The organism is Pseudaestuariivita atlantica, from assembly GCF_001205715.1.
GTDB classification, from domain to species: Bacteria; Pseudomonadota; Alphaproteobacteria; order Rhodobacterales; family Rhodobacteraceae; genus Pseudaestuariivita; species Pseudaestuariivita atlantica.
In genome coordinates this window covers 238,776-262,631 of record NZ_AQQZ01000002.1, presented here as the reverse complement: position 1 = coordinate 262,631, position 23,856 = coordinate 238,776, and the positions used below count along the sequence as shown (strand labels likewise).

Annotated in this window: 26 protein-coding genes and 1 pseudogene; 9 read left to right on the top strand and 18 right to left on the bottom strand. The window is 68.0% G+C overall.

Translation table 11 applies throughout. From position 1 onward, the window contains the following. Positions 1 to 30 precede the first annotated feature (30 nt). The 4 genes from ATO11_RS04765 to ATO11_RS04750 form a co-directional block, all read right to left on the bottom strand. A complete protein-coding gene (locus ATO11_RS04765; protein ID WP_050529693.1) occupies positions 31 to 780 on the bottom strand; it encodes a glycerophosphodiester phosphodiesterase family protein in 750 nt (249 codons plus the stop codon). Further along, positions 770 to 1,240 (bottom strand): RidA family protein, encoded by a 471-nt coding sequence (locus ATO11_RS04760; protein ID WP_050529692.1) that lies wholly within the window; start codon positions 1,238 to 1,240, stop codon positions 770 to 772. Before ATO11_RS04760 ends, ATO11_RS04765 begins: the two co-directional genes overlap by 11 nt. 228 nt (positions 1,241 to 1,468) lie before the next feature. Further along, positions 1,469 to 2,773 carry an HlyD family type I secretion periplasmic adaptor subunit gene (locus ATO11_RS04755; protein WP_050529691.1) on the bottom strand — a complete coding sequence of 435 codons (1,305 nt, stop codon included), beginning with the start codon at positions 2,771 to 2,773 and terminating at the stop codon, positions 1,469 to 1,471. Beyond that, on the bottom strand, positions 2,770 to 4,503 hold the full coding sequence (locus tag ATO11_RS04750; protein WP_050529690.1) for a type I secretion system permease/ATPase: 1,734 nt from the start codon (positions 4,501 to 4,503) through the stop codon (positions 2,770 to 2,772). The genes ATO11_RS04755 and ATO11_RS04750 overlap by 4 nt, the downstream gene beginning before the upstream one ends. A 191-nt stretch (positions 4,504 to 4,694) precedes the next feature. Between ATO11_RS04750 and ATO11_RS04745 the strand changes: the two genes are divergently transcribed. Continuing rightward, entirely contained in the window at positions 4,695 to 5,453 is a 759-nt protein-coding gene (locus ATO11_RS04745) for an MlaA family lipoprotein (RefSeq protein WP_110553569.1), read from the top strand. After that, entirely contained in the window at positions 5,443 to 6,048 is a 606-nt protein-coding gene (locus ATO11_RS04740) for an MlaC/ttg2D family ABC transporter substrate-binding protein (protein ID WP_050529688.1), read from the top strand. The genes ATO11_RS04745 and ATO11_RS04740 overlap by 11 nt, the downstream gene beginning before the upstream one ends. 189 nt (positions 6,049 to 6,237) lie before the next feature. Here ATO11_RS04740 and ATO11_RS04735 read toward each other — a convergent pair whose 3' ends face one another. Together ATO11_RS04735 and map are read right to left on the bottom strand one after the other, a co-directional pair. Next, on the bottom strand, positions 6,238 to 6,789 hold the full coding sequence (locus ATO11_RS04735; RefSeq protein WP_165586934.1) for a DUF2306 domain-containing protein: 552 nt from the start codon (positions 6,787 to 6,789) through the stop codon (positions 6,238 to 6,240). A 182-nt stretch (positions 6,790 to 6,971) separates the two neighbouring features. Then, positions 6,972 to 7,784, bottom strand: coding sequence for a type I methionyl aminopeptidase (gene map, locus ATO11_RS04730; protein WP_050529686.1), 813 nt, complete (start codon positions 7,782 to 7,784; stop codon positions 6,972 to 6,974). 134 nt (positions 7,785 to 7,918) lie between these two features. Between map and ATO11_RS04725 the strand changes: the two genes are divergently transcribed. Further along, positions 7,919 to 8,551, top strand: coding sequence for a hypothetical protein (locus ATO11_RS04725; protein ID WP_050529685.1), 633 nt, complete (start codon positions 7,919 to 7,921; stop codon positions 8,549 to 8,551). Next, positions 8,548 to 9,186 carry a hypothetical protein gene (locus tag ATO11_RS04720; protein WP_050529684.1) on the top strand — a complete coding sequence of 213 codons (639 nt, stop codon included), beginning with the start codon at positions 8,548 to 8,550 and terminating at the stop codon, positions 9,184 to 9,186. The genes ATO11_RS04725 and ATO11_RS04720 overlap by 4 nt, the downstream gene beginning before the upstream one ends. A 4-nt stretch (positions 9,187 to 9,190) precedes the next feature. Here the strand turns inward: ATO11_RS04720 and sfsA are convergent, their stop codons facing one another. Next, positions 9,191 to 9,889: a DNA/RNA nuclease SfsA gene (gene sfsA, locus ATO11_RS04715; RefSeq protein ID WP_050529683.1), complete on the bottom strand. Its 699-nt coding sequence runs from the start codon at positions 9,887 to 9,889 to the stop codon at positions 9,191 to 9,193. Positions 9,890 to 9,934: 45 nt separating this feature from the next. Between sfsA and ATO11_RS04710 the strand changes: the two genes are divergently transcribed. The 4 genes from ATO11_RS04710 to ATO11_RS04695 are packed head-to-tail and all read left to right on the top strand — an operon-like array spanning position 9,935 to position 12,876. Then, positions 9,935 to 10,660, top strand: coding sequence for a competence/damage-inducible protein A (locus tag ATO11_RS04710; RefSeq protein ID WP_050529682.1), 726 nt, complete (start codon positions 9,935 to 9,937; stop codon positions 10,658 to 10,660). Next, positions 10,657 to 11,391: a GNAT family N-acetyltransferase gene (locus ATO11_RS04705; RefSeq protein WP_050529681.1), complete on the top strand. Its 735-nt coding sequence runs from the start codon at positions 10,657 to 10,659 to the stop codon at positions 11,389 to 11,391. The genes ATO11_RS04710 and ATO11_RS04705 overlap by 4 nt, the downstream gene beginning before the upstream one ends. Continuing rightward, complete coding sequence (locus ATO11_RS04700) at positions 11,388 to 11,960, top strand: peroxidase-related enzyme (RefSeq protein ID WP_050529680.1); 573 nt, start codon at positions 11,388 to 11,390, stop codon at positions 11,958 to 11,960. The genes ATO11_RS04705 and ATO11_RS04700 overlap by 4 nt, the downstream gene beginning before the upstream one ends. Next, positions 11,932 to 12,876 (top strand): OmpA family protein, encoded by a 945-nt coding sequence (locus ATO11_RS04695; RefSeq protein WP_242601355.1) that lies wholly within the window; start codon positions 11,932 to 11,934, stop codon positions 12,874 to 12,876. The genes ATO11_RS04700 and ATO11_RS04695 overlap by 29 nt, the downstream gene beginning before the upstream one ends. Before the next feature lie 85 nt (positions 12,877 to 12,961). On the opposite strand, the gene ATO11_RS04690 is transcribed toward ATO11_RS04695, so the two are convergent. The 3 genes from ATO11_RS04690 to ATO11_RS04680 all read right to left on the bottom strand — a co-directional run bounded on the left by ATO11_RS04690 (position 12,962) and on the right by ATO11_RS04680 (position 15,220). Then, positions 12,962 to 13,867 carry a LysR family transcriptional regulator gene (locus ATO11_RS04690; RefSeq protein WP_050529678.1) on the bottom strand — a complete coding sequence of 302 codons (906 nt, stop codon included), beginning with the start codon at positions 13,865 to 13,867 and terminating at the stop codon, positions 12,962 to 12,964. 124 nt (positions 13,868 to 13,991) lie between these two features. Beyond that, positions 13,992 to 14,708 (bottom strand): hypothetical protein, encoded by a 717-nt coding sequence (locus ATO11_RS04685; protein ID WP_050529677.1) that lies wholly within the window; start codon positions 14,706 to 14,708, stop codon positions 13,992 to 13,994. A gap of 11 nt (positions 14,709 to 14,719) precedes the next feature. Continuing rightward, the gene (locus ATO11_RS04680) at positions 14,720 to 15,220 is read right to left on the bottom strand and encodes an RNA polymerase sigma factor (RefSeq protein WP_242601354.1); all 501 of its coding nucleotides are present in this window, start codon (positions 15,218 to 15,220) and stop codon (positions 14,720 to 14,722) included. Between the two features lie 86 nt (positions 15,221 to 15,306). Between ATO11_RS04680 and ATO11_RS04675 the strand changes: the two genes are divergently transcribed. Beyond that, a complete protein-coding gene (locus tag ATO11_RS04675; RefSeq protein ID WP_050529675.1) occupies positions 15,307 to 15,747 on the top strand; it encodes a DUF4399 domain-containing protein in 441 nt (146 codons plus the stop codon). 48 nt (positions 15,748 to 15,795) lie between these two features. Here the strand turns inward: ATO11_RS04675 and ATO11_RS04670 are convergent. The 8 genes and pseudogenes from ATO11_RS04670 to ATO11_RS04635 all read right to left on the bottom strand — a co-directional run bounded on the left by ATO11_RS04670 (position 15,796) and on the right by ATO11_RS04635 (position 23,852). Continuing rightward, positions 15,796 to 16,739 (bottom strand): annotated as a pseudogene (locus ATO11_RS04670) (zinc transporter ZntB). 76 nt (positions 16,740 to 16,815) lie between these two features. Further along, positions 16,816 to 17,376: a type 1 glutamine amidotransferase domain-containing protein gene (locus ATO11_RS04665; protein ID WP_050529673.1), complete on the bottom strand. Its 561-nt coding sequence runs from the start codon at positions 17,374 to 17,376 to the stop codon at positions 16,816 to 16,818. Between the two features lie 123 nt (positions 17,377 to 17,499). After that, positions 17,500 to 19,521 (bottom strand): NADPH-dependent 2,4-dienoyl-CoA reductase, encoded by a 2,022-nt coding sequence (locus tag ATO11_RS04660; protein WP_050529672.1) that lies wholly within the window; start codon positions 19,519 to 19,521, stop codon positions 17,500 to 17,502. Continuing rightward, entirely contained in the window at positions 19,496 to 20,143 is a 648-nt protein-coding gene (locus ATO11_RS04655) for a hypothetical protein (RefSeq protein WP_050529671.1), read from the bottom strand. Before ATO11_RS04655 ends, ATO11_RS04660 begins: the two co-directional genes overlap by 26 nt. Further along, on the bottom strand, positions 20,136 to 21,578 hold the full coding sequence (locus ATO11_RS04650; protein WP_134643068.1) for a glycosyltransferase: 1,443 nt from the start codon (positions 21,576 to 21,578) through the stop codon (positions 20,136 to 20,138). The genes ATO11_RS04655 and ATO11_RS04650 overlap by 8 nt, the downstream gene beginning before the upstream one ends. Positions 21,579 to 21,778: 200 nt before the next feature. Next, a complete protein-coding gene (locus tag ATO11_RS04645; protein WP_050529669.1) occupies positions 21,779 to 22,156 on the bottom strand; it encodes a hypothetical protein in 378 nt (125 codons plus the stop codon). Between the two features lie 12 nt (positions 22,157 to 22,168). Beyond that, a complete protein-coding gene (locus tag ATO11_RS04640; RefSeq protein WP_050530033.1) occupies positions 22,169 to 22,942 on the bottom strand; it encodes a DUF6478 family protein in 774 nt (257 codons plus the stop codon). 112 nt (positions 22,943 to 23,054) lie between these two features. Further along, positions 23,055 to 23,852 carry a hypothetical protein gene (locus tag ATO11_RS04635; RefSeq protein WP_050529668.1) on the bottom strand — a complete coding sequence of 266 codons (798 nt, stop codon included), beginning with the start codon at positions 23,850 to 23,852 and terminating at the stop codon, positions 23,055 to 23,057. Positions 23,853 to 23,856 lie beyond the last annotated feature (4 nt).

Genomic DNA, 23,856 nt, shown 5'->3' with positions numbered 1-23,856 from the left:
CAGGGACAGATGGCGCTCACGCTCGCGGGTTCAAGCGAGGTAACCCTCGAAGGTGACCTGGTCGGCCACCTTGCGCGCCTCCCGCTCCGCCTCGGGTGACCGCACGGTCCAGCACAGGATGCTGCGGCCCCCTGCCTTCACCTCCGCGACCCTCGGCGCCTGAAGGTCCCGCACGTCATGGCTGATGAAATCGCAGCCCAGCCGCTCCACGTCGGGAATGGCACGCAGGGCCTGCCTGCGCGCCTCCGGCACCAGCGGCCAGTCCTTCGCCGCCCAGTCGCAGGTCACAAGCCCCCTCGGCACGTCCGGCAAGGCCTCGGCCAGAACCTCCACGCTGTGCGGGTTGAACGACATCACCGCCACCGGCCCTTCATAGCCGCGCAACAGATCCGCCGCCGCGCGCTCCAGCCGGCCCACGCCCGGCCCCAGCGCTCCGTCCTGGTCCTTCACCTCGATCACCAGGGGCACCGCGCCACCGACGATCTCCAGCACCTCTGCCAGCGTCGGCACACCCTCGTCACCACCAAGCAGTCGCCGCCCGGCAAGCTCGTCCACGGGCACCGCCGCAACCGCCCCGGCCTGCCCGGTCAACCGCGCCATGTCGTAATCGTGAAACACCATCGGCACGCCGTCGGACGAGGGCTGCAGATCGATCTCGATCCCGTATCCCGCCGCCACCGCCGCACGGATCGCCGCGCGGCTGTTCTCGGGCCGCCCATGCGCCACGTCATGCAGGGCCCGATGCGCGATCGGGCGGCGCAGGAACGCCTCAGGCAGCATCGATCTCGAAAATCCCCTCGATCTCGACCGCCACGCCCAGCGGCAAGGCTCCCGCCGACACCGCCGACCTCGCATGCCGCCCGGCATCGCCCAGCACGTCGACCATCAGGTCCGAACAGCCGTTGATGACCGCCGGCTGGCCCTCGAAATCCGGCGTCGAATTGACGAACCCCGTCAGCTTCACCGCGCGCCGGAACCGCGACCAGTCACCCCCGATCGCCGCACTCACCTGCGCCAGCAGGTTCAACCCGCAACGCCGCGCCGCCTCGGCTCCCTCCTCGGGAGACAGGTCCGCGCCCACCTTGCCGATGATCTTCGACCCGTCCGCCGCAAGCGAGATCTGCCCCGACACGTACAGCGTGCCGCCCACCTGCACGAACGGCACGTAATTCGCCGCCGGCGCCGACGCATTGGGCAACTCCAGCCCCATCTCCGCAAGTTTCGCCACCACGTCGACCATCTCGTACCCTCCATTCAAGCCGCGCCGCAACGCTACGCGCCCCACCCGCCAGCGCAAGCCCATTCCGGCTTCTTCTCTTTGCAAATATGTCCGCCGGAGGCTCCCGCCCCCGCAACCCGCTCCCCCACCCGATCGAACCGGACAGGCCCCGCCACGTGCGCACCCCCCGAGGGGGCCGGGGGGGTCACGACGCCATGCGTGGGCGCCAGCCCAATCCGCGCGGTCAGGTCAGCTTTCGCGGAAGGCGCGGGCGAAGTAATCCGCCATCGGCTTCACGAGGTAGGCCAGCGGGGTGCGGTCGTCGGTGCGGATGAAGGCCTCCACCGGCATGCCGGGGATCAGCGTCGCCCCGGCGGGCAGGCGGTCCTGCTCGCCTTCCGACAGCACGATTTCCGCGCGGTAATAGGACGCGCCCGTCGTCTCGTCGGAAAAGGCATCGGCCGAGATCTGCGTCACCCGCCCGAACAGTTCCGGCGTCGTGCGCTGGTCGAGAGCGGCGAAGCGCAACGACACCGTCTGGTCCATGAACAGCTGGTCGATATGGATCGTCTCCACCTGCGCCGCGATCACCAGCGGGCGATCCTGCGGCACGATGTAAAGGACGGGCTCCGCCGGGCGCACCACCGCGCGCTTGGCAAAGACCTCCAGGCCATAGACGATGCCCGACACAGGTGCCGTGATGTCCAGACGCTGCAACTGGTCGATCAGCGCGCGGCGCTGCTCGGCGAATTCGCGCTCGCGCGATTGCAGGTCGCGCAGCTCTGTGATCGCCTCCTCGCGGCGGCGCTCCTCCAGTTTCAGGATTTCAAGGTCCAGCTCGGTGATCCGGCCCGCCGCCTGCGCGCCCTGCGCCGTCAGTTCGCCCACCGTGCCCGACAGCCGCGCCTGTTCGCGCTGCAGCCCCAGAACCCGGCTCGCCTGGGCAAGCCCGCGGTCCAGCAGGTCCTGCTGGTTCGCCAGTTCCTCGCCGATCAGCTCCAGCTGCGTCGCCAGCGCCTCCTGCTGCGCCTCGATCCCGCGCACCTGGTCGGCGATCTGGTCGCGTCGCTTGCCCAGCTGCTCGATCTCGCGCGCGATGGACACCGCCCGCGCCCGGAACAGGCGCTCCTGCCCGTCCCGCAAGTCGGCGACCTCGGGATCGGTGGCCGCGCGTTCCAGCAGCACCGGGGCCCAGTCGATCACGTCTTTCTCGTCGCGCTCGGCCACCAGCCGGCTGCGCCGCGCCACGGCCTCGAAATACTGGCCCTCGACGATGGCCAGCTGCGATTGCAGGCGCACCGGGTCCAGCCGGATCAGCACGTCGCCCGCCTCTACCACGTCGCCCTCGTCGACGAGGATATCCTCGACCACACCGCCATCGGGGTGCTGCACCACCTGCCGGTTCTGGTCGACCTCGATCTGCCCGCTGGCGATGATCGCGCCCGAGATATTGGCCGTCGCCGCCCAGTACCCGAACCCGCCGACAAGGATCGCCAGCGACAGGACACCCAGGATCATCGGGCCGCGCATGCTGAATTTGACAGGGTCGCTCATCGCACGCCGCCTCCGCCGGTGTTCTGCTTGATGTCCTGGTAGTTCTTCACGACGTTCTTCAGCACCTCGTCCTTCGGACCGAAGGCCGTGCGCGCACCGCCATCCAGCATCAACAGCATGTCGCATTCCTGGATCGCCGAAGGCCTGTGCGCCATGATGATCGCCGACTTGCCGCGGTCGCGCATCGACCGGATCGCCTTGTTCAGCGCCTCGGACCCCTCGTTGTCGAGGTTCGAGTTCGGCTCGTCCAGCACCAGCAGCACCGGATCGCCATACATCGCCCGCGCCAGCCCGATCCGCTGGACCTGCCCGCCCGACAGGCGGCCACCCGCCGCGCTGACCGGCGTGTCATAGCCGTGCGGCAGCTTCAGGATCATCTCGTGCGCATCGGCCTTCTTGGCGGCCTCGACCACCTTCTCGGCATCCGGGCGCGGCGACAGCTTGGCGATGTTTTCCGCGATGGTGCCGTCGAACAGCTGCACCCGCTGCGGCAGGTAGCCGATATGCTGGCCCAGCACGCCCACCGGGTACTGGTCGAGCGCGGCGTTATCCAGCCGGATCTTGCCGCCCGCCGGACGCCACACACCCGTCAGCGCGCGCGCCAGCGTCGACTTGCCCGCCCCCGACGGGCCGATCACGCCCAGCGCCTGGCCGGGTTTGAGAGAGAAGGACACCATCCGCAGGCTGGCCTGGCTTTCGCCCGGCGGCACCACCGTGACCTGCTGCACGTCCAGCTTGGCCTGCGGCGCGGGCAGTTCGGTGCGCTCGGGCTCGGGCGGGACCTCGCTCAGAAGCTGGGCGAGGTTGTCCCAGCCCTTGCGCGCGCGCTGTACCAGCGCCCACTGGTTGATCGCCATCTCGATTGGCGCCAGCGCCCGGCCCATCAGGATCGACCCGGCGATCATCGCGCCCGGCGTCAGTTCGTTCTGCAGCACAAGGTACGCGCCCAGGCCCAGCATCGCCGATTGCAGGAACAGGCGGAACGTCTTGGTCGTGGTCGAAAAGGTGCCCAGCAGGTCCGCCGACCGCACCTGGCTGTCAAGAGACCGGGTGCGCGCGACGGTCCAGCGCTGGAACGCGGCCTCGCGCATGCCCATCGCCTGCACCATCTCGGCCTCCTTGCGGATCTGGTCGCCCATCGCCTCCGACTGGTAGGACGCGCCCGCCGCTTCCTGCTGCGGCTTGCGGGTCATCGCCTGGTTGATGAAGGTCACGAGGATCAGGAAGGCCCCGCCCACCAGCGCCAGCGCGCCGAGCCACGGATGGAAGATCGCGATCGCCAGCAGGAAGAACGGCGTCCACGGGATGTCGAACAGCGCCATCAGCACGGGCGAAGACAAAAGCCGCTGCACCGATTCAAGGTCTTTCAGGCCGGTTGCGCCGGTTTCGTCCTGCACCAGCGCCGACCGGCGCACCACCGCGTCGAAGACCCGCAGGTCCAGCTTTTGCTGGAACCGCGCGCCGACGCGGCCCATCACCCGGCCACGGGTATAGTCCAGCAGGCCCATCATGCCGTACAGGAACACCACCAGCACCGACAGCGCGACCAGCGTCGCCTCTGACCGCGAACCCAGCACCCGGTCATAGACCTGCAGCATGTACATCGGGCCGGTCAGCATCAGCATGTTCACGAAGAAGCTGAAAATGGCGACAAACCAGTAATACTTGCGGCTTTCACGCCGCGCCGCGCGCAACTCCTCGCGTCCGGCTTCGTCACTTTTCGGTTTCATGCGCGTCTTTCCGCCGTCTGATCTTTTCCCCGACCCCGGCACTATGCCATGAAAGGGCCGAAGCTCGTCAATGTCGCCCTTTCGCCACAGCAGCGGTGAACCACCGTCCGGGCTCTGGGAAAATCAATGTCATGGCCTAGGTTCATTAAACTGATACGTGGATTACGAAACGCCGCACCGGATTGCCACTGTTGAATACCTTACCCCGCCTCCTCCGCCGTTCGGCCGCGCTTGTCGCGGTTCTTCTCGTGGCCGCCTGCGCCGCGCCACCGCCCAGCGGTGCGCCGGGCGAGTTCAACGATCCCTACGAGGCGGCCAACCGCAAGCGGCACGAGTTCAACAAGCGGATCGACCGGACGCTGGTGCGCCCGGTGGCACGCCGCGTGTCCAAGGGCGACGGTGACGGCACCGCGGGCCGCGTGGTGAGCAACTTCGCGTCGAACCTATCGATGCCGCAGGCGGTGGTGAACCACGTCCTGCAGGGCGATCTGAACAACGCCACCCGGATGACCGCGCGGTTCCTGCTGAATTCCACCTTCGGGTTCGGCGGCCTCGCCGATATCGCGACCGAGGCCGGCCTGCCCGAGGAAGACACCGATTTCGGCGCGACCCTGCACGCCTGGGGTGTGGGCGAAGGCGCGTATCTCGAACTGCCGGTCTTCGGCCCCTCCACCGAACGGGACGCGGCGGGCATGGTCGTCGACCTCTTCACCGACCCTCTGGGATCGGTGCTGACCGCGCGGCAGGCCAACATCGCCCGCGCTGCCCGCATCGCGGGCAAGGTGGCCGACCGGGGACGGTTCGGTGACACGCTCGATTCGATCCTCTATGACAGCGCCGACAGCTACGCGCAGGCGCGGCTGATCTACCTGCTGAACCGCCGCGACGAGTTGGGCGTTGAGGCCGAAGACGACTTTATCGATCCCTACGAGGATATCTATGCCGAGTAACCCGTTTCGCCGCCGCCGCGTCCTTGGCCTGATGGCCGCGCTGCCCTTCGCCACTTTGCCGCTGCCCGCGCTGGCCCTGTCCGAGGCGAAGGCGAAACGCCTCGTCGAAGGCATCGTCGCCGACATCAACCGCATCATCGCGTCCGGCAAGTCCGAAGCCGCGATGATCCGCGACTTCGAACGCATCTTCGTGGAATATGCCGACGTGCCCACCATCGCGCTCTACACGCTGGGGCGCGACGGGCGGCAGGCCTCGAACGCGCAGAAACGCGCCTTCACCGAAGCCTTCCAGGGCTATATCGCGCGCAAGTACGGCAAGCGGTTCCGCGAATTCATCGGCGGCCGGATCGAGGTGGAAAGCGCCAAGACGGTGAAAACCTCGGTCGAAGTCCGCACCACCGCCTACCTGCGCGGCGAGGCCCCCTTCACCATCGACTGGGTGGTGTCCGACCGGTCGGGCCGCGACAAGTTCTTCAACATGGTGATCGAGGGCGTGAACATGCTCCTGACCGAGCGGACCGAGATCGGCGCGATGCTCGACCGCCGCCGCGGCAATATCGACCAGCTGATCGCGGACCTGCGCACCGCGGGCTGACCTTTGGCGGGGGTCGGCTGGCAAGCAGCCGACCTACATTCCCACGACGCCGTAGGTCGGCTGATCCTCAGCCGACACCTCCGACCAAAAGCTTCACAGCATCGTAGGTCGGCTGATCCTCAGCCGACACCCCCGACCAAAAGCTTCACAGCATCGTAGGTCGGCTGATCCTCAGCCGACCCCGCCTTGTCACGACCAAACCGGGACCTGCCGCCGCGCCGCACGACGGCGCAGGATCAACGTGACCACGATCAGGTTCAGCACGTATCCGCCATTGAGCGTCAGATCGTACAACACGCCCGACGTCTCCCCGAAAACCAGCTCGACCGGGATGGCGACCAGAATGGTCGAGCCCGCTCCGAACGCGAAAGCCAATGCATAGGCCATCCAGATCCCGTGCCGTGCAAAATCCCGCTGCCACGCCGCACGCGCGCCCAGCCAGAGCGTCCCCAGCCAGCCCAACGCCACGACCCAGCGCAGCACGTTGACAAGCGGTCCGTCCGCGGGCCGTATCGGCGTGTTCACAATGGCCGCAAGGCCTGCCACAACCGCGACCGTGCCCAGACATAACAGCGCATGTCCCGCCCAGCGATGGGCCTGACGTGGCGCAAGGGTGACCTGCCACGCCCCGATCAGGCAGAACAGGTTCGCCGCGATGATATGGGTCACCAGCGCCACCGGCGGCGCGCCATTCGTTGCCGCGTCAGGCTGCAGAGGTATCCATCCCGCAATCGCTGCCAACCGAATACTCCCACCCGCAACCGGGACAAGAGCCAGAATACATAGTCCTGCAAAGACCAGCCGTGGCCGGCGCATCCGCGTCACGCCGCGCATCGCAAATCTCCAGATCAATCAATGGACGCGGCATAGCGCGGCCGCCCGGTCACGCGGAAGTGCCGGAATCTGCAGATGTCTTACGCGTATTACGAATAGGTCGGGTGGAACCGGCGCGCGGGTGACAGGGTAAAGATCTCCACCCCGTCCTCGGTCACGCCGACCGAATGTTCGAACTGCGCCGACAGCGACTTGTCGCGCGTCACCGCCGTCCAGTCATCCGACAGCACCTTGGTTTCCGGCCGCCCGAGGTTCACCATCGGCTCGATGGTGAAGAACATGCCGGGTTCCAGCTTCGGCCCCGTGCCCGCGCGCCCATAATGCAGCACGTTGGGCGGCGCGTGGAACACCCGGCCCAGCCCGTGCCCGCAGAAATCGCGCACCACGCTCATGCGGTGGCCTTCGACGAAGACCTGGATCGCGTGGCCGATATCGCCGAACGTGTTGCCAGGCTTCACCGCCTCGATGCCCAGCATCAGGCTGTCATGGGTCACCTGCAACAGGCGCTCGGACTTGCGGCTCAGCCGTCCGGCCACGTACATCCGGCTGGTATCGCCGTACCAGCCATCGACGATCACGGTCACGTCGATGTTGAGGATGTCACCCTCCTTCAGCACCTTCGTTCCCGGAATGCCGTGGCAGACCACGTGGTTCACGCTGATGCAACTGGCGTGCTGGTAGCCCTTGTAACCGATCGTGGCCGAGGTCGCGCCCAGCTCGGTCACCCGATTGCGGATGAAATCGTCCAGCGCGCCGGTGGTCTGGCCCACATGCACATGCTCTGCCACCTCGTCGAGGATCTTTGCCGCGACCTGTCCGGCCACGCGCATCCCTTCGAAATCCGCCGGGGCGAACAGGCGAATGCCATCACGGGTCAGTCTGCCACGTTCTTCTCGGTTCACGGGCGTGCTCCTTTGTGCATTGGCGGTACTTAGGCGCAAACGCCGCCATTTGCCAGCCCCGTGCCCCGGATTGGCAGGTCGGCCCATCCACGCTATCCTCGTCGCCATATTTTGTAAGCACCGGATGATTTGCCATGAAACACCTCGCTTGCGCGGCCGCGCTTTGCGTGGCACCGCTCCCCGCCCTCGCCGATTGCACCGCCGAGATCGCCGCCCTGTTCGACGGTGGCGCGCTTGACGCCTATGCCCGTCCGCCGCACCGCCACTTCAAGGAGATCCGCGGCGAGGACGGCACCCTGAAACAGACCTTCACCTCGGTGGTCGAAACACCGCTGAAGACCATTTCCGACGACAGCGCCGGCACCTACGCCCTGGCGGTGGAGGACCGCGCCTGGACCGGCCCCGGCGAAGACGGGCCATGGACGCCTTCGCCCGCCAACTTCCCCGCCGACCGCAAGGGTACGCACAAGGCGATGATGGCGGCACAGGTGCGGAACCTGAAGGATACGGTCTGCCACGGTACGGTCACGCGCGACGGGCGCGACTATCTCGGCTACACCTTCACCACCCAAACCGATCCCGACCCGCAATTCGGCAACGCTTTCTTCGGGTCGACCGACACGGTGTTCATCGACCCCGCGACCGGCCGGCTGGCGATCTGGCAGCAGACGGGCCTCTTCTCGTCATGGCTGCCGACGCCGCAGACCGACGTCTACACCACCACCTTCACCTACGACCCGACCATTTCCATCGAGGCCCCCGAATGACACGCACCCTCGCCATCGCCCTCGCCGCCATGCTGGCCCCGGCGCTTGCCTCCGCCGATGCTTGCCGCGACGAGATCGCGGCCCTGTTCGATACCGGCCCGCTCAACCCGTTCAACCTGCCGCCCAACCATGTAGAGAAGGAGGTGCTGAACCCCGATGGCAGCCGCCAGTATATCCTCGACATCCACACCCAGTCGCCCACCCGCATCGTGTCGGGCATCCGGGGCGGGATGCTGATGATGATGGTGGGCTCCGATACGTGGATGGGTCCGTCGCTCGACGGGCCGTGGACGGCGGGCCAGCGGATGCAGACCGATGACATGGAAGCCGCCCAGCGCACCGTGCCCGAGGCGCAGGCGCGCAACCTGTCGGATACCGAATGCCCCGGCATCACGTCGCTCGACGGCAAGGACCGGCTGACCTACGTCTTCCGCACCCGGACCGACCCGCACCCGGCGCGCGGCAATTCGTGGTGGGGATCGCTCGACCGCGTCTATATCGACCCCGCGACCGGGCTGATCGACGAAATCCACCAGACCGAGCATGTCGCAAGCTGGGCCGAGGGGATGAAGATGGAGACGCACATCCTGCGCTACAGCTACGACCCCGACCTGAGGATCGAACCGCCCGAATAAGCGGTCAGAGGACCGGCAAGGGCCCGCCGACCGTGATCCCGGTCACGTCAATCTTCGCGGCCAGCGCCATGATCTCCACCCCCGCCCCGCGCGCGGCATCCAACGCGGCGGCATAGGCGGGATCGATATCGGCGGCGACGCAGACCCGGTCGCAATCGGTGCGCTGCACGAGGTACAAAAGCGCCGCCCGGTCGCCCGCGCGCACGCGCCCGGCCAACTCGTCCAGATGCTTGGCTCCACGCCTGGTCACGCTGTCGGGAAACTCCGCCAGACCGTCCTGCCGCGACAGGGTGACCGATTTCACCTCCAGCCACAGATCGGGCGCATCACCGCCCGTCAGCAGGAAATCCACACGGCTGCCCGCGCCATACGGCACCTCGGCCCGCACACTGTCATAGCCGGCAAAGGCCGCGACCTCCCCCGCCTCCAGCGCCGCCTTCAGCGCGCGGTTCGGCACGCCGGTATCGACGCCCACGAACCCGCCCGGCACCTCGACCAGCCGCCAGCCGAACTTCAGCTTCTTCTTCGGATCGTCGTTCGGCTCCAGCCAGACGCGCATCCCCGGCTCGGCCAGCCCCATCATGCTGCCGGGATTGGCGCAATGCGCCACGACCTCGCGCCCGTCCTCCAGCGTCACGTCGGCAAGGAAGCGTTTGTACCGCCGGATCAGCCGACCCGGCACCAGAGGCGATGGAAACTGCATGACAGCCGCCCTATACCGTGACCAGCGCGTACTCAAGGAGGCCCCATGACCAACCCCACAGCCGCCATGCTGGTGATCGGCGACGAGATCCTTTCGGGCCGCACGCGCGACGCCAACATGCACCACCTCGCAGGCGAACTGACCCGCGTGGGCATCGACCTGAAGGAAGCGCGCGTCGTGTCCGACCACGCCCCCGCCATCGTCGCGGCCGCCCGCGCCCTCTCGGCCGCCTATGACCACGTCTTTACCTCGGGCGGGATCGGCCCGACGCACGACGACATCACCGCCGACTGCATCGCCGAGGCGATGGGCGACACGATCGACGTGCGTGCCGATGCCCGCGCGGTGTTGCAGGCCCATTACGACGCGCAGGGGATCGAGTTGAACGAAGCGCGCCTGCGCATGGCGCGCATCCCCTCGCGCGCCACGCTGATCGACAACCCGGTTTCCGCCGCGCCGGGCTTCACGCTGGGCAACGTGCACGTCATGGCGGGCGTGCCGCGCATCTTCACGGCGATGGTCGCCTCGGTCCTGCCGACGCTGACGGGCGGTGCGCCGCTGCTGTCGGAAAGCCTGCGCGTCGACCGTGGCGAAGGCGACATCGCCAAGCCGCTCGCCGACATGGTCGCGGCCCATCCCGACCTGTCCTTCGGCTCCTACCCGTTCCAGAAGGATGGCGGGTTCGGCGTCAACGTGGTGATCCGGGGCACCGATGCCGCGCGGCTTGCGCAGGTGCGGGAGGACCTCGCCGCCCGCCTCGCCGAGATATGACCGACCCGTCCCTCCTCCCCCGGCTCTGCGCCGCGATCCACGGCACCTGGCCCGCGAAATCCACCCGCCGGCTCGGCCCCTTCACCCTGCGCGACGGCGACGGCGGCGGTCAGCGCGTATCGGCAGCGACCTGTGACGAGGCGGGCACGGCAGGGCCCGACGAGAGCGCGCTGGATGATGCCATCGCCGCCATGGCGCGACCGCTCTTCATGGTCCGTCCCGGCCAGTCCGCACTCGACGCGGCGCTGGCCGCGCGCGGTTTCGCGCTGAAGGACCCGACCGACATCCTCGTCACGCCCACCGACCGGCTGACCGGAACGCCCGTTCCCCGCGTCACCACCTTCGCCATCTGGGAACCCCTGCAGATCATGCGCGACATCTGGGCCGAAGGCGGCACGGACGCCGCCCGCCTGCGCGTCATGGACCGCGCTCCGGGGCCGAAAACCGGCATCCTCGGCCGGATCGACGACCAGCCCGCCGCCGCCGCCTTCGTCGCCATCCATGACGGGATCGCGATGCTGCACGCGCTCGAAATCCGGCCCGCGCACCGGCGCAAGGGGCTGGCCGTCTGGATGATGCGGCAGGCCGCGATCTGGGCCGCCGACCACGGTGCCGCGCAGTTTTCCGTCCTCGTGACCGCCGCCAATGCACCCGCACAGGCGCTCTACGCTTCCCTCGGCCTGACACACGTGGGACAATACCACTACCGCATCAAGGACCAGGCCCCATGACCCGCCCCGACCAGCCCTCCGCGCTCGACCTGCCACCCGTCGATCCCCTGCCGCCGGAAACGCAGGCCTATTTCGACATCTGCCAGGAGAAACTGGGGCTGGTGCCCAACGTGCTGCGTGCCCATGCCTTCGACATCGACAAACTGAACGCCTTCACCGGGCTCTACAACGACCTGATGCTTGCCGATAGCGGGCTCACCAAGCTCGACCGCGAGATGATCGCCGTCGTCGTCAGCGCCGAGAACCGCTGCTTCTACTGCCTCGTCGCCCACGGGCAGGCGGTGCGCGCCCTGTCGGGCGACCCGATCCTCGGCGAACAGCTGGTGATGAACTACCGCACCGCCGCGCTCGACGCGCGCCGCCGGGCCATGCTCGACTTCGCCGTGGCCGTGACCCGCCGCCCGGCCGAGATCGAGGACCCCGACCGCGACCGCCTGCGCGCCCACGGATTCACCGAGCGCGACATCTGGGACATCTCGGCAGTGGCCGCCTTCTTCAACATGACGAACCGGCTCGCCGCCGCAACCGACATGCGCCCGAATGACGAATACCATGCCCGCAACCGGTAGAACGGCGGCAGCGGCGGCGCTCCTGTCGCTGCTGGCGGTGACGCCGCTCTCCGCGCTCGACCTGCCGCGCGGCGCGGTGTCGGACGGCGCGCAGGTGCGCGCCTTCGACAGCTATGCCCTGCCCACCGGCCCGTGGAGCGACGGGCTGCTGCCGACCGAGACCTTCGAAGGCCGCGTGTCGCGGCAGGCGTGGCGCATTCCCGTCGCGGGCCTGACCACGCTGCAACTGATCGCCCCCCTGCGCGACCAGCTCGAAGCCGACGGGTTCGACATCGTCTTCGAGTGCCAGGCAGAGGTCTGCGGCGGGTTCGATTTCCGCTTCTCGATCGACGTGCTGCCCGCGCCCGAGATGTTCGTCGACCTCGCCCGCTACCGCTTCCTGTCGGCCTGGCGCGCGGTCGACGGCGCGCGCAGCGCGGTGTCGGTGCTGGTCAGCCGCACCGACGAGGCCGGGTTCGTCCAGATCATCCAGGCCGGTGACGCCGCCGCACAGGCGACGGTCACGGCAACCGCAAGCCGCGTGACCTCCGCCGGCGCGCTGTCGCTGGGCGAGGCGCTGGAAACCGACGGGCGCTACATCCTTTCGGACCTCGCGTTCGAAACCGGGTCCTCGGCGCTCGGCGCCGGCCCGTTTGCGTCACTGGCCACGCTGGCGGATTACCTCAAGGCCAATCCCGGCCGCCGGGTGGCGCTGGTGGGTCATACAGACTCGACCGGCTCGCTCGACGGCAACATCGCGCTGTCCAAACGCCGCGCGGGATCGGTGCGCCAGCGCCTGATCGACACCCATGGCGTCCCCGCCGCGCAGATGGCCGCCGAGGGCATGGGCTACCTCGCGCCGCTGACCTCGAACCTCACCCCCGAAGGCCGCGACCGCAACCGCCGGGTCGAGGTGATCCTGATCTCGACCGAATGAAAAAGGTCGGCTGACGAGCAGCCGACCTACATCATGGTCGCGTCGCGGATATGTAGGTCGGCTGGTTCCCAGCCGACCCCGCCGATTACCAGTCGTTCGCGCCCTTGTCGCCGTACTGGTGCACGAGGAAGTCGATGAAGGCGCGGACCTTGGGCTGGGTGAACCGGCCCGGCGGGTAGACGGCGTAGATGCCCTGCGTCTCCATCGGCAGGTCGGGGATCGCGTCCTCGACAAGGCCCTGTTCCATCGCGTCCGCGTACAGAAACGACGGCAGGTAGGCGATGCCCAGCCCCGCCATGCAGGCGTTCAGAAGCGACTGCCCGTCATTCACCGACAGCCAGCCGGCCGTACGCACCTGGCGTTTCTCTCCCGACGGCGCGGTCACCTTCCACACGTTGCCCGAGGACTGGTTGGAATAGTGCAAGAGCTTGTGCTCGTTCAGGTCGTCGATCTTGGCCGGGCGGCCGTATTTCTCGAAATAGGACGGGGCGGCGATCATGCGCTTGTTGGTCTCGGTCAGCTTGCGCGCCCGCAACGTGCTGTCTTCGAGGTCACCGATCCGGATCGCCATGTCGAACCCTTCCGAGATCAGCTCGACGTAACGGTTGTTCAGCACCATGTTCACCGTGATGTCGGGGAACTCGGCCAGGAAATCGCCCAGGATCGGGCTCAGGTGGTTGACCCCGAAATCGGTCGCGACGCTGACCCGCAACAGGCCCGACGGGGCCGATTGCATCGACGTGACCAGCGCGTCCGCCTCGCCTGCATCGTTCAGCACCCGGCGGGCGCGGTCGTAATAGGCCAGGCCGATTTCGGTCGGCGACACGCGGCGCGTCGTGCGGTTGAGAAGGCGCGCGCCAAGTCGGGCCTCCAGCGAGCTGACGTGCTTCGACACGGCAGACTTGGAAATGCCCATCTTCTTGGCCGCATCCGTAAATCCGCCCTGGTCCACCACTGTGGCAAAGGCTTCCATTTCGGTCAGTCGGTCCATGCTCTGTCCTCTTTTTGTCGAGGATCGTATGGCGGCGAAATGCGACCGGTGTGAGGCAGGCGGCAGACAATATCGGGGTAATCCCGCGGATTGTCTGGGGCGGCGAAACAGGGGAACAGTGTGTTTACAGCGCCGCCCGCGCGACCTTTGCCGCCTTTTGCACGGTCTCTGCCGTGCCGCCGATCAGCAGGAAGGCATGGGCATCTGTGGCCCATGCCACGGCGGGCAGGCCCTCCATCTCCCGCATCACGGGGGCAGAGGCACCGCCCGCGCGGGCGATGATGCACAAGGCAACCGGGCGGCCCTCGGCATCGGCATAGGCGATCTGCAACAGGGGCTGACCGTCATGGCCCAGCATCTGCGCGCGCCGCAGGTTCAGCCCAGGCAAATCCGGCAGCGCGGACAGGTCAATCCCAAGCTCGGGCGCAAGCTCGGCAATCCGCGCCCGTGCCGCATCAGGCGTCAGGTCCGCCCCCGCCACGGTGGCCGGCACGTAAAGCGCCTGGTAGGCCGCCACGTAGCGCTCCCAAGCGGGCGGGCGGGAATAGAGCCACCCCGCGCCCGCGATCGCGGCAACAGCAATACCTGCGGCGAACCCCGCCGCCATTCCGCGCCAAGCGATGCGCCCGGCAGCGGGAGACAGGTCCGGCGCGTCGGGCGCGTCGGCCATCAGCGCATCGAACCCCGCAACAAGATGTGCGCCCGCCGCTTCCATCGCGGCAAGATCGGCGGCAAAGTCCGGGTCGGCGTCACGCGCCGCCGCGATCCGCACCGCCAGCGCGGGGTCGGCCTCTCCGTCAAGGAAGGCCGAGATCTCTTCATCCGTGAACCGTTCCACCATCACGTTCCCGCTTATCGTACCTTCCGCCCCGCCTCTTGCGCGTCGCCCACCCGTGCCGCGACCGACCGGCGCGCCGCGGCGATCCGGCTCATCACCGTCCCCACCGGAATGTCGAGCGCCTCTGCCGCTTCCGCATAACTGTAACCTTCAACCAGCACCAGAAGCGCGGTCACGCGCTGCGCCTCGGGCAGGGCCGTCACCACGTCAAACACTTCTGATGCGAAAATATGCGTCTCTATCCCCGGCGCGGGATCGGGCAGGTCCAGCTCCTCCACCGGGCGCAGGCCCGTGCCCTTGCGCACCGCGCGGTGCCGCAACTCGTTCAGCCACAGCCGCCGCGCCATCACGAACAGCCAGCGGTCCAGATGCGTGCCGGGCTGGAACTTCGCCGCCTGCTCCAGCGCGCGCAGAACCGTTGCCTGCGCCAGGTCCTCGCCCGCCGCGCGATCCCCCGCCAGCGACACGCAGAACCGCCACAGGCGCGGATACACCGCGCCGATCCCGGCCCTCACCGCATTTTTCCGCGCACCCCACCGCATAAACCCGAAGGCTCCCGTGTTGTCGGTGTGGGTTATGACATGACAGGGAGGACAACCCCATGAAAACTTTCGCAACCGCCGCCGCATTCGCGCTTCTCGGCTCAGCCGCCTTCGCGGGGGAGACACCTTCGAACCCCGATGCCAAGGTCTATTTCATCAACATTACCGACGGGGCGACCGTGCAAAGCCCGGTCTTCCTGCAATTCGGCCTGTCCGGCATGGGCGTCGCGCCCGCCGGGACCGAGAAAGAGATGACCGGCCACCACCACCTGCTGGTCGACCGCGCGCCGTTCGGCGAAGGTGCGGACGATGCCGAGATGGATGCCGACGGGCTTTATTCCGACGACAACCACCGCCATTTCGGCAAGGGCCAGACGGAAACCTCTGTCGAACTGGCGCCGGGCACGCACACACTGCAACTGGTGCTGGGCGATCTGTATCACGCGCCCCACGACACGGCGATCAAGTCCGACGTGATCACCATCACGGTGACCGAATAACCGCGTGTCTCGCCCCGGTGGCGGTTCACCGGGGCGGGGCCACCGTGCTCAGATCCAGCGCAGCCAGCGGAACAGCCACAGGACCACCGCGGCGCTGATGACCATCGCCACGCAGAGAACCGCGAAGGCGCCGGGCCAGTCGAGCCCCGGAACCCCCGCCACGTTCACCCCGAACAGCCCCGTCAGAAAGCCCAGCGGCAGGAACACCGCCGCACCACGCTCAGCGCGTAGGAGTTGCGCGAATGACGCGCGGCGTGAATCGCGTCGAGGTGGTCGGCCGCCGCCGCGCCCCGGTCGCGAACCGCTTCCATCTCTTCCACCGCGCGGGTCAGGCGCAGCGCGCTTTCGGCCAGCCGCAACCGCTCGTGTTCGTCCACCACGGCGTTCACCGTCGACATCTTCGCCACCGCGTCGCGTTGCGGGCGGGCAAAGCGCAACAGCATGATGGCCCTGCGCCGCACCGGGCCAAGCTCGTCATGCACGCCCTCGTCCGCATCGAGGACCCGGTCATCGACCGCGTCCATCGCGTCCGTCAGCGCGACCGAGGCACCCTCGATCCGGTCGACCAGCCGGTCGGTCAGCGTCGCCACGAAGACGCCCGCATCCGCCGGGGCGTGACCCGCTTCCGCCTGCAGGCGCATGTCGTCGGCGGCAAAGACCCGGCGCAGACGCGCGGTGATGACAAGCCCGGCGGAGACCCAGCACCGCAACGAGATCATGTCGGCCACGTCCGCCCCGTCATTGAGGTTGATCGCGCGCAGGTTCAGGATCATGCCGTCGCCAACCACGTCGCAGCGGGGGCGCGTTTCCGCCTGCGTCAGCGCCGCCGCGACGCGTTCGGGCAATTCCGCGTGGATCCATTTCACCGTCGCCGGGTCCGTCAGGTCAAGGTGCAGCCAGCGATAGCCTTGCGCAGGTGGTTCGGCACTGGCACTGGCCACGGGCACGGCCCGGCCCGACGGGTCGATGTCAAAGGCGCAGATCGGGGTCATGGGCGGTATCCGCATACAAGTAGGGGCCGAACCTGCAAAGGTCCGGCCCCGTCGTCAACCCTTCGGGCGCATGGCGTCAGGCCGCCTTGCGCGCGTGCTCGCCTTCCTCGACCTCCTCGACGATCTTCGACACGAAGTCCTTCAGGTCGTCGGGATTGCGGCTGGTGATGATGCCCTGGTCCACCACGACCGGGCTGTCCTCGAAATGCGCGCCGGCATTGATCACGTCGGTCTTGACCGAGTGGTACGAGGTCATCTTGCGGCCCTTGGCGATCCCCGCCTCGACCAGCACCCACGGCGCGTGGCAGACGGCGGCGATGGGTTTGCCCGCATCGTGGAACGCCTTGACCAGCTTGATGGCGTCCTCGTTCACGCGCAGCAGGTCGGGGTTGATCTGGCCACCGGGGATGACCAGCGCGTCATAGTCTTCGACCTTGGCATCGGCGATCTTCAGATCGGCCTCCGCCTCGCGGCCCCAGTCACTGCCTTCCCAGCCCTTGATGGCCTCTCCGTCCGGCGTGGCGACGTGCACCGTCGCGTCCTTGACCCGCAGCTGGTCGCGCGGGAATTCCAGTTCGGATTGCTCGTAGCCATGGGTGGCGATGATGAGGATCTTCGATTCGTTGATCTTCGGCATGTCAGCCTCCTGTGCGTTGATTTGCCCCCTCAACGCTCAAGGCCCCTTTGCCCGTTCCGAAATTTCCCCTGCTCCCGCGCATCCCGTGGCGAGGCGGCCCATCAGGGCCGATGAGCGGCCCGCCTAAAGGCTTGCCGCCAGCCGGGTGCCCTGGTCGATGGCGCGCTTGGCGTCGAGTTCCGCTGCCACGTCCGCGCCGCCGATCACGTGCACGGTCCGGCCCGCCGCCTCAAGCGTATCGGCCAGCGACCGCTCGCTCACTTGGCCCGCGCACAGAACCACCGTGTCGGCGGCGATCACCTCGGGGTTTTCCCGCGCCTCGCCATAGCTGACATGCAGGCCGTCGGCGTCGATGCGTTCGTAATTCACGCCCGCCTTCATCTCGACGCCCTTCATCATCAGCGCCGCGCGGTGGATCCAGCCTGTGGTCTTGCCCAGCCGCTTGCCCGGTTTCTCGGACTTGCGCTGCAACAGCGTCACCTGCCGTGCCGCCGGATCGGGTTGCGGGCCTTCTGCGGCCAGCCCGCCGGGGGTCTCGGACGGATCGCCCACGCCCCATTCCTCGCGCCATTCGTCAAGGTTCTCTGTGGGGCTCTCGCCCTCGTGGACAAGGAACTCGCTCACGTCGAACCCGATGCCGCCCGCGCCCACGACCGCGACGCGCTTGCCCACCTCGGCCCCGTGCTTCAGCACGTCGACATAGGACAGCGCCGCCTCCTGCCCCGCGATCTGCGGGTCGCGCGGGAGGACGCCGGTGGCGATGATGATCTCGTCGAACCCGTCCAGCATGTCCGCCGTCGCCTCGGTCTCCAGCCGCAGGTCGATGCCGTTCACCTCGACCATGCGGGCGAACCAGTCGACCAGACCCCAGAACTCTTCCTTGCCCGGCACCTGCTTCGCCATGTTGAGCTGCCCGCCCAGCTGGCTGTCCCGGTCGAACACGGTGACGTTGTGCCCCCGCTCTGCCGCCGTGATCGCCGCCGACAGGCCTGCCGGACCGGCGCCGACGACCGCCACCGTCTTGGGCGCGTCGGCCTTGGTGATCGTCAACTCGGTCTCATGACACGCGCGCGGGTTCACCAGGCACGACGACAGCTTGCCACTGAACGTGTGGTCCAGGCACGCCTGGTTGCAGGCGATGCAGGGCGCGATCTGGTCGGCGCGGCCTTCCTCGGCCTTCTTCACGAAATCCGCATCCGCAAGGAACGGGCGCGCCATGCTGACCATGTCGGCGCAGCCATCGGCCAGCACCTGTTCGGCCACGTCCGGCATGTTGATCCGGTTCGAGGTGATCAGCGGGACCTTCACCTCCCCCATCAACTTCTTCGTCACCCACGTGAACGCCCGGCGCGGGACCGAGGTGGCGATGGTCGGGATGCGCGCCTCGTGCCAGCCGATGCCGGTATTGATGATCGTGGCACCCGCCTCTTCAATGGCCTTGGCCAGCATCACGACCTCGTCCCATGTCGACCCGTTGGGGACAAGGTCGATCATCGACAGGCGGTAGATGATGATGAAATCCTCGCCCACCGCCTCGCGGCAGCGGCGCACCACCTCGACCGGCAGGCGCATGCGGTTCTCGTAAGGGCCGCCCCAGCGGTCGGTGCGCTTGTTGGTGTGGGTGACGAGGAACTGGTTCAGGAAATACCCTTCGGACCCCATGATTTCCACCCCGTCATAGCCGGCCTCGCGGGCGCGGGTCGTCGCGGTCACGTAATCGGCGATCTGCTTCTCGATGCCGTCCTCGTCCAGCTCTTTCGGCGGGAAGGGAGAGATCGGGGACTTGACCGCGCTCGCACTGACGCATTCGGGGGAATAGGCATAGCGCCCCGCATGCAGGATCTGCATTGCGATCTTGCCGCCCGCGTCGTGCACCCGGTCGGTCACCACCTTGTGGTTGGCGATGTCGTCGTCGGTATAAAGCCCCGCCGCCCCCGGAAAGACCCCGCCCTCGCGGTTCGGCGCCATGCCGCCCGTGACCATCAGCGCCACGCCGCCGCGCGCGCGTTCGGCATAGAACTCCGCCACGCGGTTCCAGTCCTTGGTCTCTTCAAGGCCGGTATGCATCGACCCCATCAGCACCCGGTTCTTCAGCGTGGTGAAGCCCAGGTCGAGCGGTTCAAGTAGGTGGGGATACAGGGTCATGGCACGCCTCCTCGGTGTCGCGCCAACTCAACCCCATCTCGCGCCCCGCGTCACCTGCAGACGCAGCGTCATTGCGGCCCGCGGGCCACATCGCGTGAACCGGATTGTCCCGCCCGCCCAGCGGACGACCGTCCGGTTCGCAGATGACGTGGTAGTTGCGGGCATTGCGCGACCCGAACCGGCTGTCATCCAGCGGGTAGATGCGCCGCCGTGCGCGCATCCCGCAACCGGGATACAATTCCCACACCTTCAGGCCCAGCACCCCGCCATAGGCGTCCATCAGGTAGCCCGCCAGAACCGCCGAATGGGTTGTGTCGTTGCCCGGCGCGCCCAGCCCCTCGCCGCCATCCCAGCGGTCGGCAGGCCGCCCATCGCGGTGCATGAAGGTGCCGATGGGCGTGCCCGGCGGGATCACCGCATCCACGACCCGCGGCCCGCGCCGCCAGTTGGCGACGCTGCGCATGGCGTTGACCGCGACCTTGGGCAGGACGACACATTCCTCGCATCGCCAATAGCGCACATGCGCGGTCAGCCACTCCTCCAGCCCCGTGTCGAACCGCCACTCCCGACAGTTGCCCAGCTCAGGCGCCGGACGCGGCCGTATCCCGCGCAGGTCATCCATCGCCGTCGCCCGCCTTTGACAGATCCGCCGCCATCAGCATCTGGCGGGCATGGCTTTCCAGCGCGGTTGCGCCCAGCCCCTTCAGATGCGGGTTCGCGGCCCAGTAGGCCTCGGGATCGAACGAGGCGGTGGGCCGCCGCCCCTCCACCACCCCGAATTCGAGGTAATGCTCCAGCGGGTCGATCCCGGCCTCGGCCACTTCCGGGTAGGTGTCGAGGTACCATGCCGGGTCGAACACCCCCGCCGCCACGATCACGCGGTAGGCCTCGTCATGGCTGTTGGCCGCGGGCTCGGTCGCGATCCCGCGCTCGGCCAAGAGCAACTGCATCAGGTGCCGGACGCGCCCCTCGGCCTGCGCCAGGTCCTCGCGCAGCCGCTCGGTCCGGGCGGTCAGCACCGTGACCTCCTCGCGGGAGACGTTGCGCGACTCCCACATGTCGTTCACCTCGCCCGCCAGCCAGCCGAGGTAACCCGCGAATTCGCCTTGGCCGCTGGCGGTGCCCGCATCGGCCACGGCGCGGGCATAACTCGCCTCGAAAGCATCCAGCGCGGCCTGGAAGGTAAAGCGCCGCCGCACCTCCTGCGTGACGCGCGCGATGTCCACCGGGTCCCACGCCGCGATCTGGCCGCGCAGCCATGCCGTGTCGAACCGGTCCGCCGACCGGTAATAGCGCGGGCTGTAATTCGCCTCCGCCCAGTCATCGAGCGTATCCATCGTTATCCGCGTGCCCGCCAGTTGCGGCACGATAGGGATTACCGCGCAACCACAGGCCATGGCCTCCAGCGCCGACCGCCCGATGGCAAAGACCATGTCGAAATCCGGCAAGGCGTATTCCGGGCGCGGGCGCGGGTTGTTGTAGGGATAGCCGATCTTTTCCAGCGTCAGCCCGTTGGCGACGCAGGCCTCTTCCAGCATCCGCAACTCGTGCGCGTAAAACCCGCCATGCCCGAACAGCGTCGCGCTGTGGGGCCGGTCGGGCACCGTGCGCACGTGCGAGAACCGGTCGGTATCGACGGTGTTGGGGATCAGGTCGATCCGGTCCTCGGGGATGCCGTGCTCGGCCGCCATCAGCGGCCGCATCCGCCCCGAGGTCACGATCCGCCGCACGATGCGCGGATGGTGCGGCACCTCTTCCACCCATGGCCGCGCGCCGTGCCAGACATGCACGGCGGGCACGCCTTCGAACCGCGCCAGCGCCGCCATCAGCGGCAAGTGATGCTGACCGTGGATCACGTCGGGGACAAAGGGCAGCGCGTCGGTGGCGTCCGCCACCACGATCCCGTTCGATGAGATCAGCCGCGCGATCTGGCCGGGGCGCGGGCAATAGACGGCCACGTCATGGCCCCGCGCCTTCAGGCCGCGCGCCACTTCGGCGGTATAAAGCTCGGACCCGCTGTATTTCTCCAGCGCCCGCTGCGTCAGCAATATCTTCACGGTGGCCCCAACCTGCAAATCCGCGAAACGAGTGACTTCACTTGAATGCAGGCAGCTTGTCCAACCCGCCCCGGCCACGCAAGGATTTAAGATAAAACAACAATTTCTGTGGATAACTACACAACCCCAGCGAAAGCCGCCCGCGCTTACCTCGCGTAAACGTTTAGGGGTTGATCAATATTCCGGCGTTTGACCCGGTTTCAGGTCGTCTCGACGCAATGGCGGCGGAACGCGCGCTTCAGCATGTCGAGTTCGGCGCGCAGCAGGTCCATCTCTGCCCGGATGTCATCGCCCAGCGCCTCGCCCGCGAGAATCGCGAAAGAGCCCAGCGTCTCGTCGGTGTCGCCATCGGTGATCAGCACGGTCTGCACGCCGTCGGCGATCGCCTCCGCCGGGACGCGCACCTTGAGGTCCCACGCGCCCTCGTCCTGCGTCTCGCTCAGCGACACGCCTTCGAGCGGCTGTTCGAGATGCGTGACCTTGAGGTTCGGACGCCCCGCGCCGTCGCGCAGCCGCGTCACCACGCCTTCCCACACGCCTTCGAACAGGCGCACCTTCGTCAGGGCATAATCGCTCATCCGGTCACATCCCTACATCTCGGCCCGCGGGAACCGCGTCATCGTCAGGTCGCGCAGGATCACCTGGTTCATCTGCGGCCCCTCGAAGATCACGTCGAGCCACAGGCCCGTCACCCGCTTTTCGTTCATCTTGGTATAGGCAAGGTCAAACTCCACCGCGACCTCCTCGGCGCTGACCGGCACCTCGCGCACGATCTGCTCGGTGTTGGGGCCGTGCTTGATGTTGAGCCGCGCGAACAGTTCCAGCGGCTTCTCCATCTCCACGATCGTCTCCATCCGGATGACGTGGCGCTTGCGCAGCCCCTCGGTCGCGTCCTTCGGCAGGTCGATGGCCAGCGACAGGTAGGACCCGTCGAACTGGAACACGTCCAGCCGCAGCCCGAAGGGCGCAAGGTCGGCCTCCCGCGTGTTGCGCAGCTGGCGCAGCGTCAGCTCGGAATGGGCGCAATCGTGGAACAGCGTGACCTCGCGGCCCAGCATCGCCTTGGACTGGACCGAGGACATGCCCGGCACGCCCAGGGGCCCGCGCCACAATTCCGGCCGCCACGCCCAGTCGGTGCCATGCGGCTTGGCAATCGCGGTCGACCCGATGGCGGGCAGCGCCAGCCGCCCCTCGGCCACGTGCAGCAGCTTGTCGATATGGCTCCGCAGGGCTCGCGCGCGGCCGCGCTGGTCGCGCAGGTCCGACAGGTCCGTCTCGGCCGCCGATTCCGCCGCACGCGCCCAGCGGCGCAGAGCAAAGCCATGCACCATCCTGTCCAGACGCGATCCACCCCGGTCGCTCATACTGCCTCCGCCCGCTTGGCCCGTTCGGGCCTGTTCCGGCAACATTAACCAAAAAGGTGAACGATCCACAAACGCAGACCTGCGAATGGCGGTCCGGCGTGGCCTTCGCGCCTCAGCCGTCGGTGTCGGCGACCAGGTCCTCGGATCGCCGCGCGATGACCGAGGCATCGCGCACGCTGGCGGCAAGGTCGCGCAACAGGTCGCCGCCCCTCGCACCCACCAGCGCGCTGCCCTTCGGCACGTAGACGGCCAGCCCCACCAGCCGCGGGCCGACATGCAGAACGCCCCGCCAATGCACCGGCGACGCGCCGGGCACGGCAAGGTCGCCGCCCTTTTCAAGCTGCACCACCACCAGGTCCTCGCCACCCTTGGCCGCGCGCGGCCCCTGGTCGGCAAAGGCCGCGGCCAGCGCCTGCGCATCGACATCGGCAGTGCCCAGCACGTGCAGCCGCCCGACGGTGACGGTCAGTACGGCCGAGGGCACGTCCGCGCCCTGCCCCTTGCCCGACACCCGGTCGCAACTGGCCATGACGGCGACGCGGCGGCTGATGCCCGGACCGCTGGCGGCGGAGGCATCGACGCAATAGCCCGCGGGCGCGCGCGCCACGACCCCGCCGGTCAGGACCAGCTCGCCCACCGCCTCGCCCTCGGGCCTCGCCTTCGGCTGGCTCAACCCCGCGCGTGGCGCGTCCTTGCGCTCGAAAAACCCGGCGAGGAAACCGCGCTTCGGCGCCGCCTCGTCGACGGGTTCGGCAATGTCAGACCGCAACGCGATGTCGGCCTCGACCGCGCCGGCGGCCTTGTCCGCGCCCTCCGCGCTCCCGCCCCGCAGGTCGGGCAGGACACCGCCGCACCCGGCCAGCCCCAGCGAGAGGCACAGGATCGGGAAAAGGCGGCGGTTCGGGATCATCGCG

Excerpts from the sequence above, each read along its gene's own strand:
- ATO11_RS04765 (WP_050529693.1), bottom strand. The coding sequence starts at position 780 with ATGCTGCCTGAGGCGTTCCTGCGCCGCCCGATCGCGCATCGGGCCCTG.
- ATO11_RS04760 (WP_050529692.1), bottom strand. The coding sequence starts at position 1,240 with ATGGTCGACGTGGTGGCGAAACTTGCGGAGATGGGGCTGGAGTTGCCC.
- ATO11_RS04755 (WP_050529691.1), bottom strand. The coding sequence starts at position 2,773 with ATGAGCGACCCTGTCAAATTCAGCATGCGCGGCCCGATGATCCTGGGT.
- ATO11_RS04750 (WP_050529690.1), bottom strand. The coding sequence starts at position 4,503 with ATGAAACCGAAAAGTGACGAAGCCGGACGCGAGGAGTTGCGCGCGGCG.
- ATO11_RS04740 (WP_050529688.1), top strand. The coding sequence starts at position 5,443 with ATGCCGAGTAACCCGTTTCGCCGCCGCCGCGTCCTTGGCCTGATGGCC.
- ATO11_RS04725 (WP_050529685.1), top strand. The coding sequence starts at position 7,919 with ATGAAACACCTCGCTTGCGCGGCCGCGCTTTGCGTGGCACCGCTCCCC.
- ATO11_RS04720 (WP_050529684.1), top strand. The coding sequence starts at position 8,548 with ATGACACGCACCCTCGCCATCGCCCTCGCCGCCATGCTGGCCCCGGCG.
- sfsA (WP_050529683.1), bottom strand. The coding sequence starts at position 9,889 with ATGCAGTTTCCATCGCCTCTGGTGCCGGGTCGGCTGATCCGGCGGTAC.
- ATO11_RS04710 (WP_050529682.1), top strand. The coding sequence starts at position 9,935 with ATGACCAACCCCACAGCCGCCATGCTGGTGATCGGCGACGAGATCCTT.
- ATO11_RS04705 (WP_050529681.1), top strand. The coding sequence starts at position 10,657 with ATGACCGACCCGTCCCTCCTCCCCCGGCTCTGCGCCGCGATCCACGGC.
- ATO11_RS04700 (WP_050529680.1), top strand. The coding sequence starts at position 11,388 with ATGACCCGCCCCGACCAGCCCTCCGCGCTCGACCTGCCACCCGTCGAT.
- ATO11_RS04695 (WP_242601355.1), top strand. The coding sequence starts at position 11,932 with ATGACGAATACCATGCCCGCAACCGGTAGAACGGCGGCAGCGGCGGCG.
- ATO11_RS04690 (WP_050529678.1), bottom strand. The coding sequence starts at position 13,867 with ATGGACCGACTGACCGAAATGGAAGCCTTTGCCACAGTGGTGGACCAG.
- ATO11_RS04685 (WP_050529677.1), bottom strand. The coding sequence starts at position 14,708 with ATGGTGGAACGGTTCACGGATGAAGAGATCTCGGCCTTCCTTGACGGA.
- ATO11_RS04675 (WP_050529675.1), top strand. The coding sequence starts at position 15,307 with ATGAAAACTTTCGCAACCGCCGCCGCATTCGCGCTTCTCGGCTCAGCC.
- ATO11_RS04665 (WP_050529673.1), bottom strand. The coding sequence starts at position 17,376 with ATGCCGAAGATCAACGAATCGAAGATCCTCATCATCGCCACCCATGGC.
- ATO11_RS04660 (WP_050529672.1), bottom strand. The coding sequence starts at position 19,521 with ATGACCCTGTATCCCCACCTACTTGAACCGCTCGACCTGGGCTTCACC.
- ATO11_RS04655 (WP_050529671.1), bottom strand. The coding sequence starts at position 20,143 with ATGGATGACCTGCGCGGGATACGGCCGCGTCCGGCGCCTGAGCTGGGC.
- ATO11_RS04645 (WP_050529669.1), bottom strand. The coding sequence starts at position 22,156 with ATGAGCGATTATGCCCTGACGAAGGTGCGCCTGTTCGAAGGCGTGTGG.
- ATO11_RS04640 (WP_050530033.1), bottom strand. The coding sequence starts at position 22,942 with ATGAGCGACCGGGGTGGATCGCGTCTGGACAGGATGGTGCATGGCTTT.
- ATO11_RS04635 (WP_050529668.1), bottom strand. The coding sequence starts at position 23,852 with ATGATCCCGAACCGCCGCCTTTTCCCGATCCTGTGCCTCTCGCTGGGG.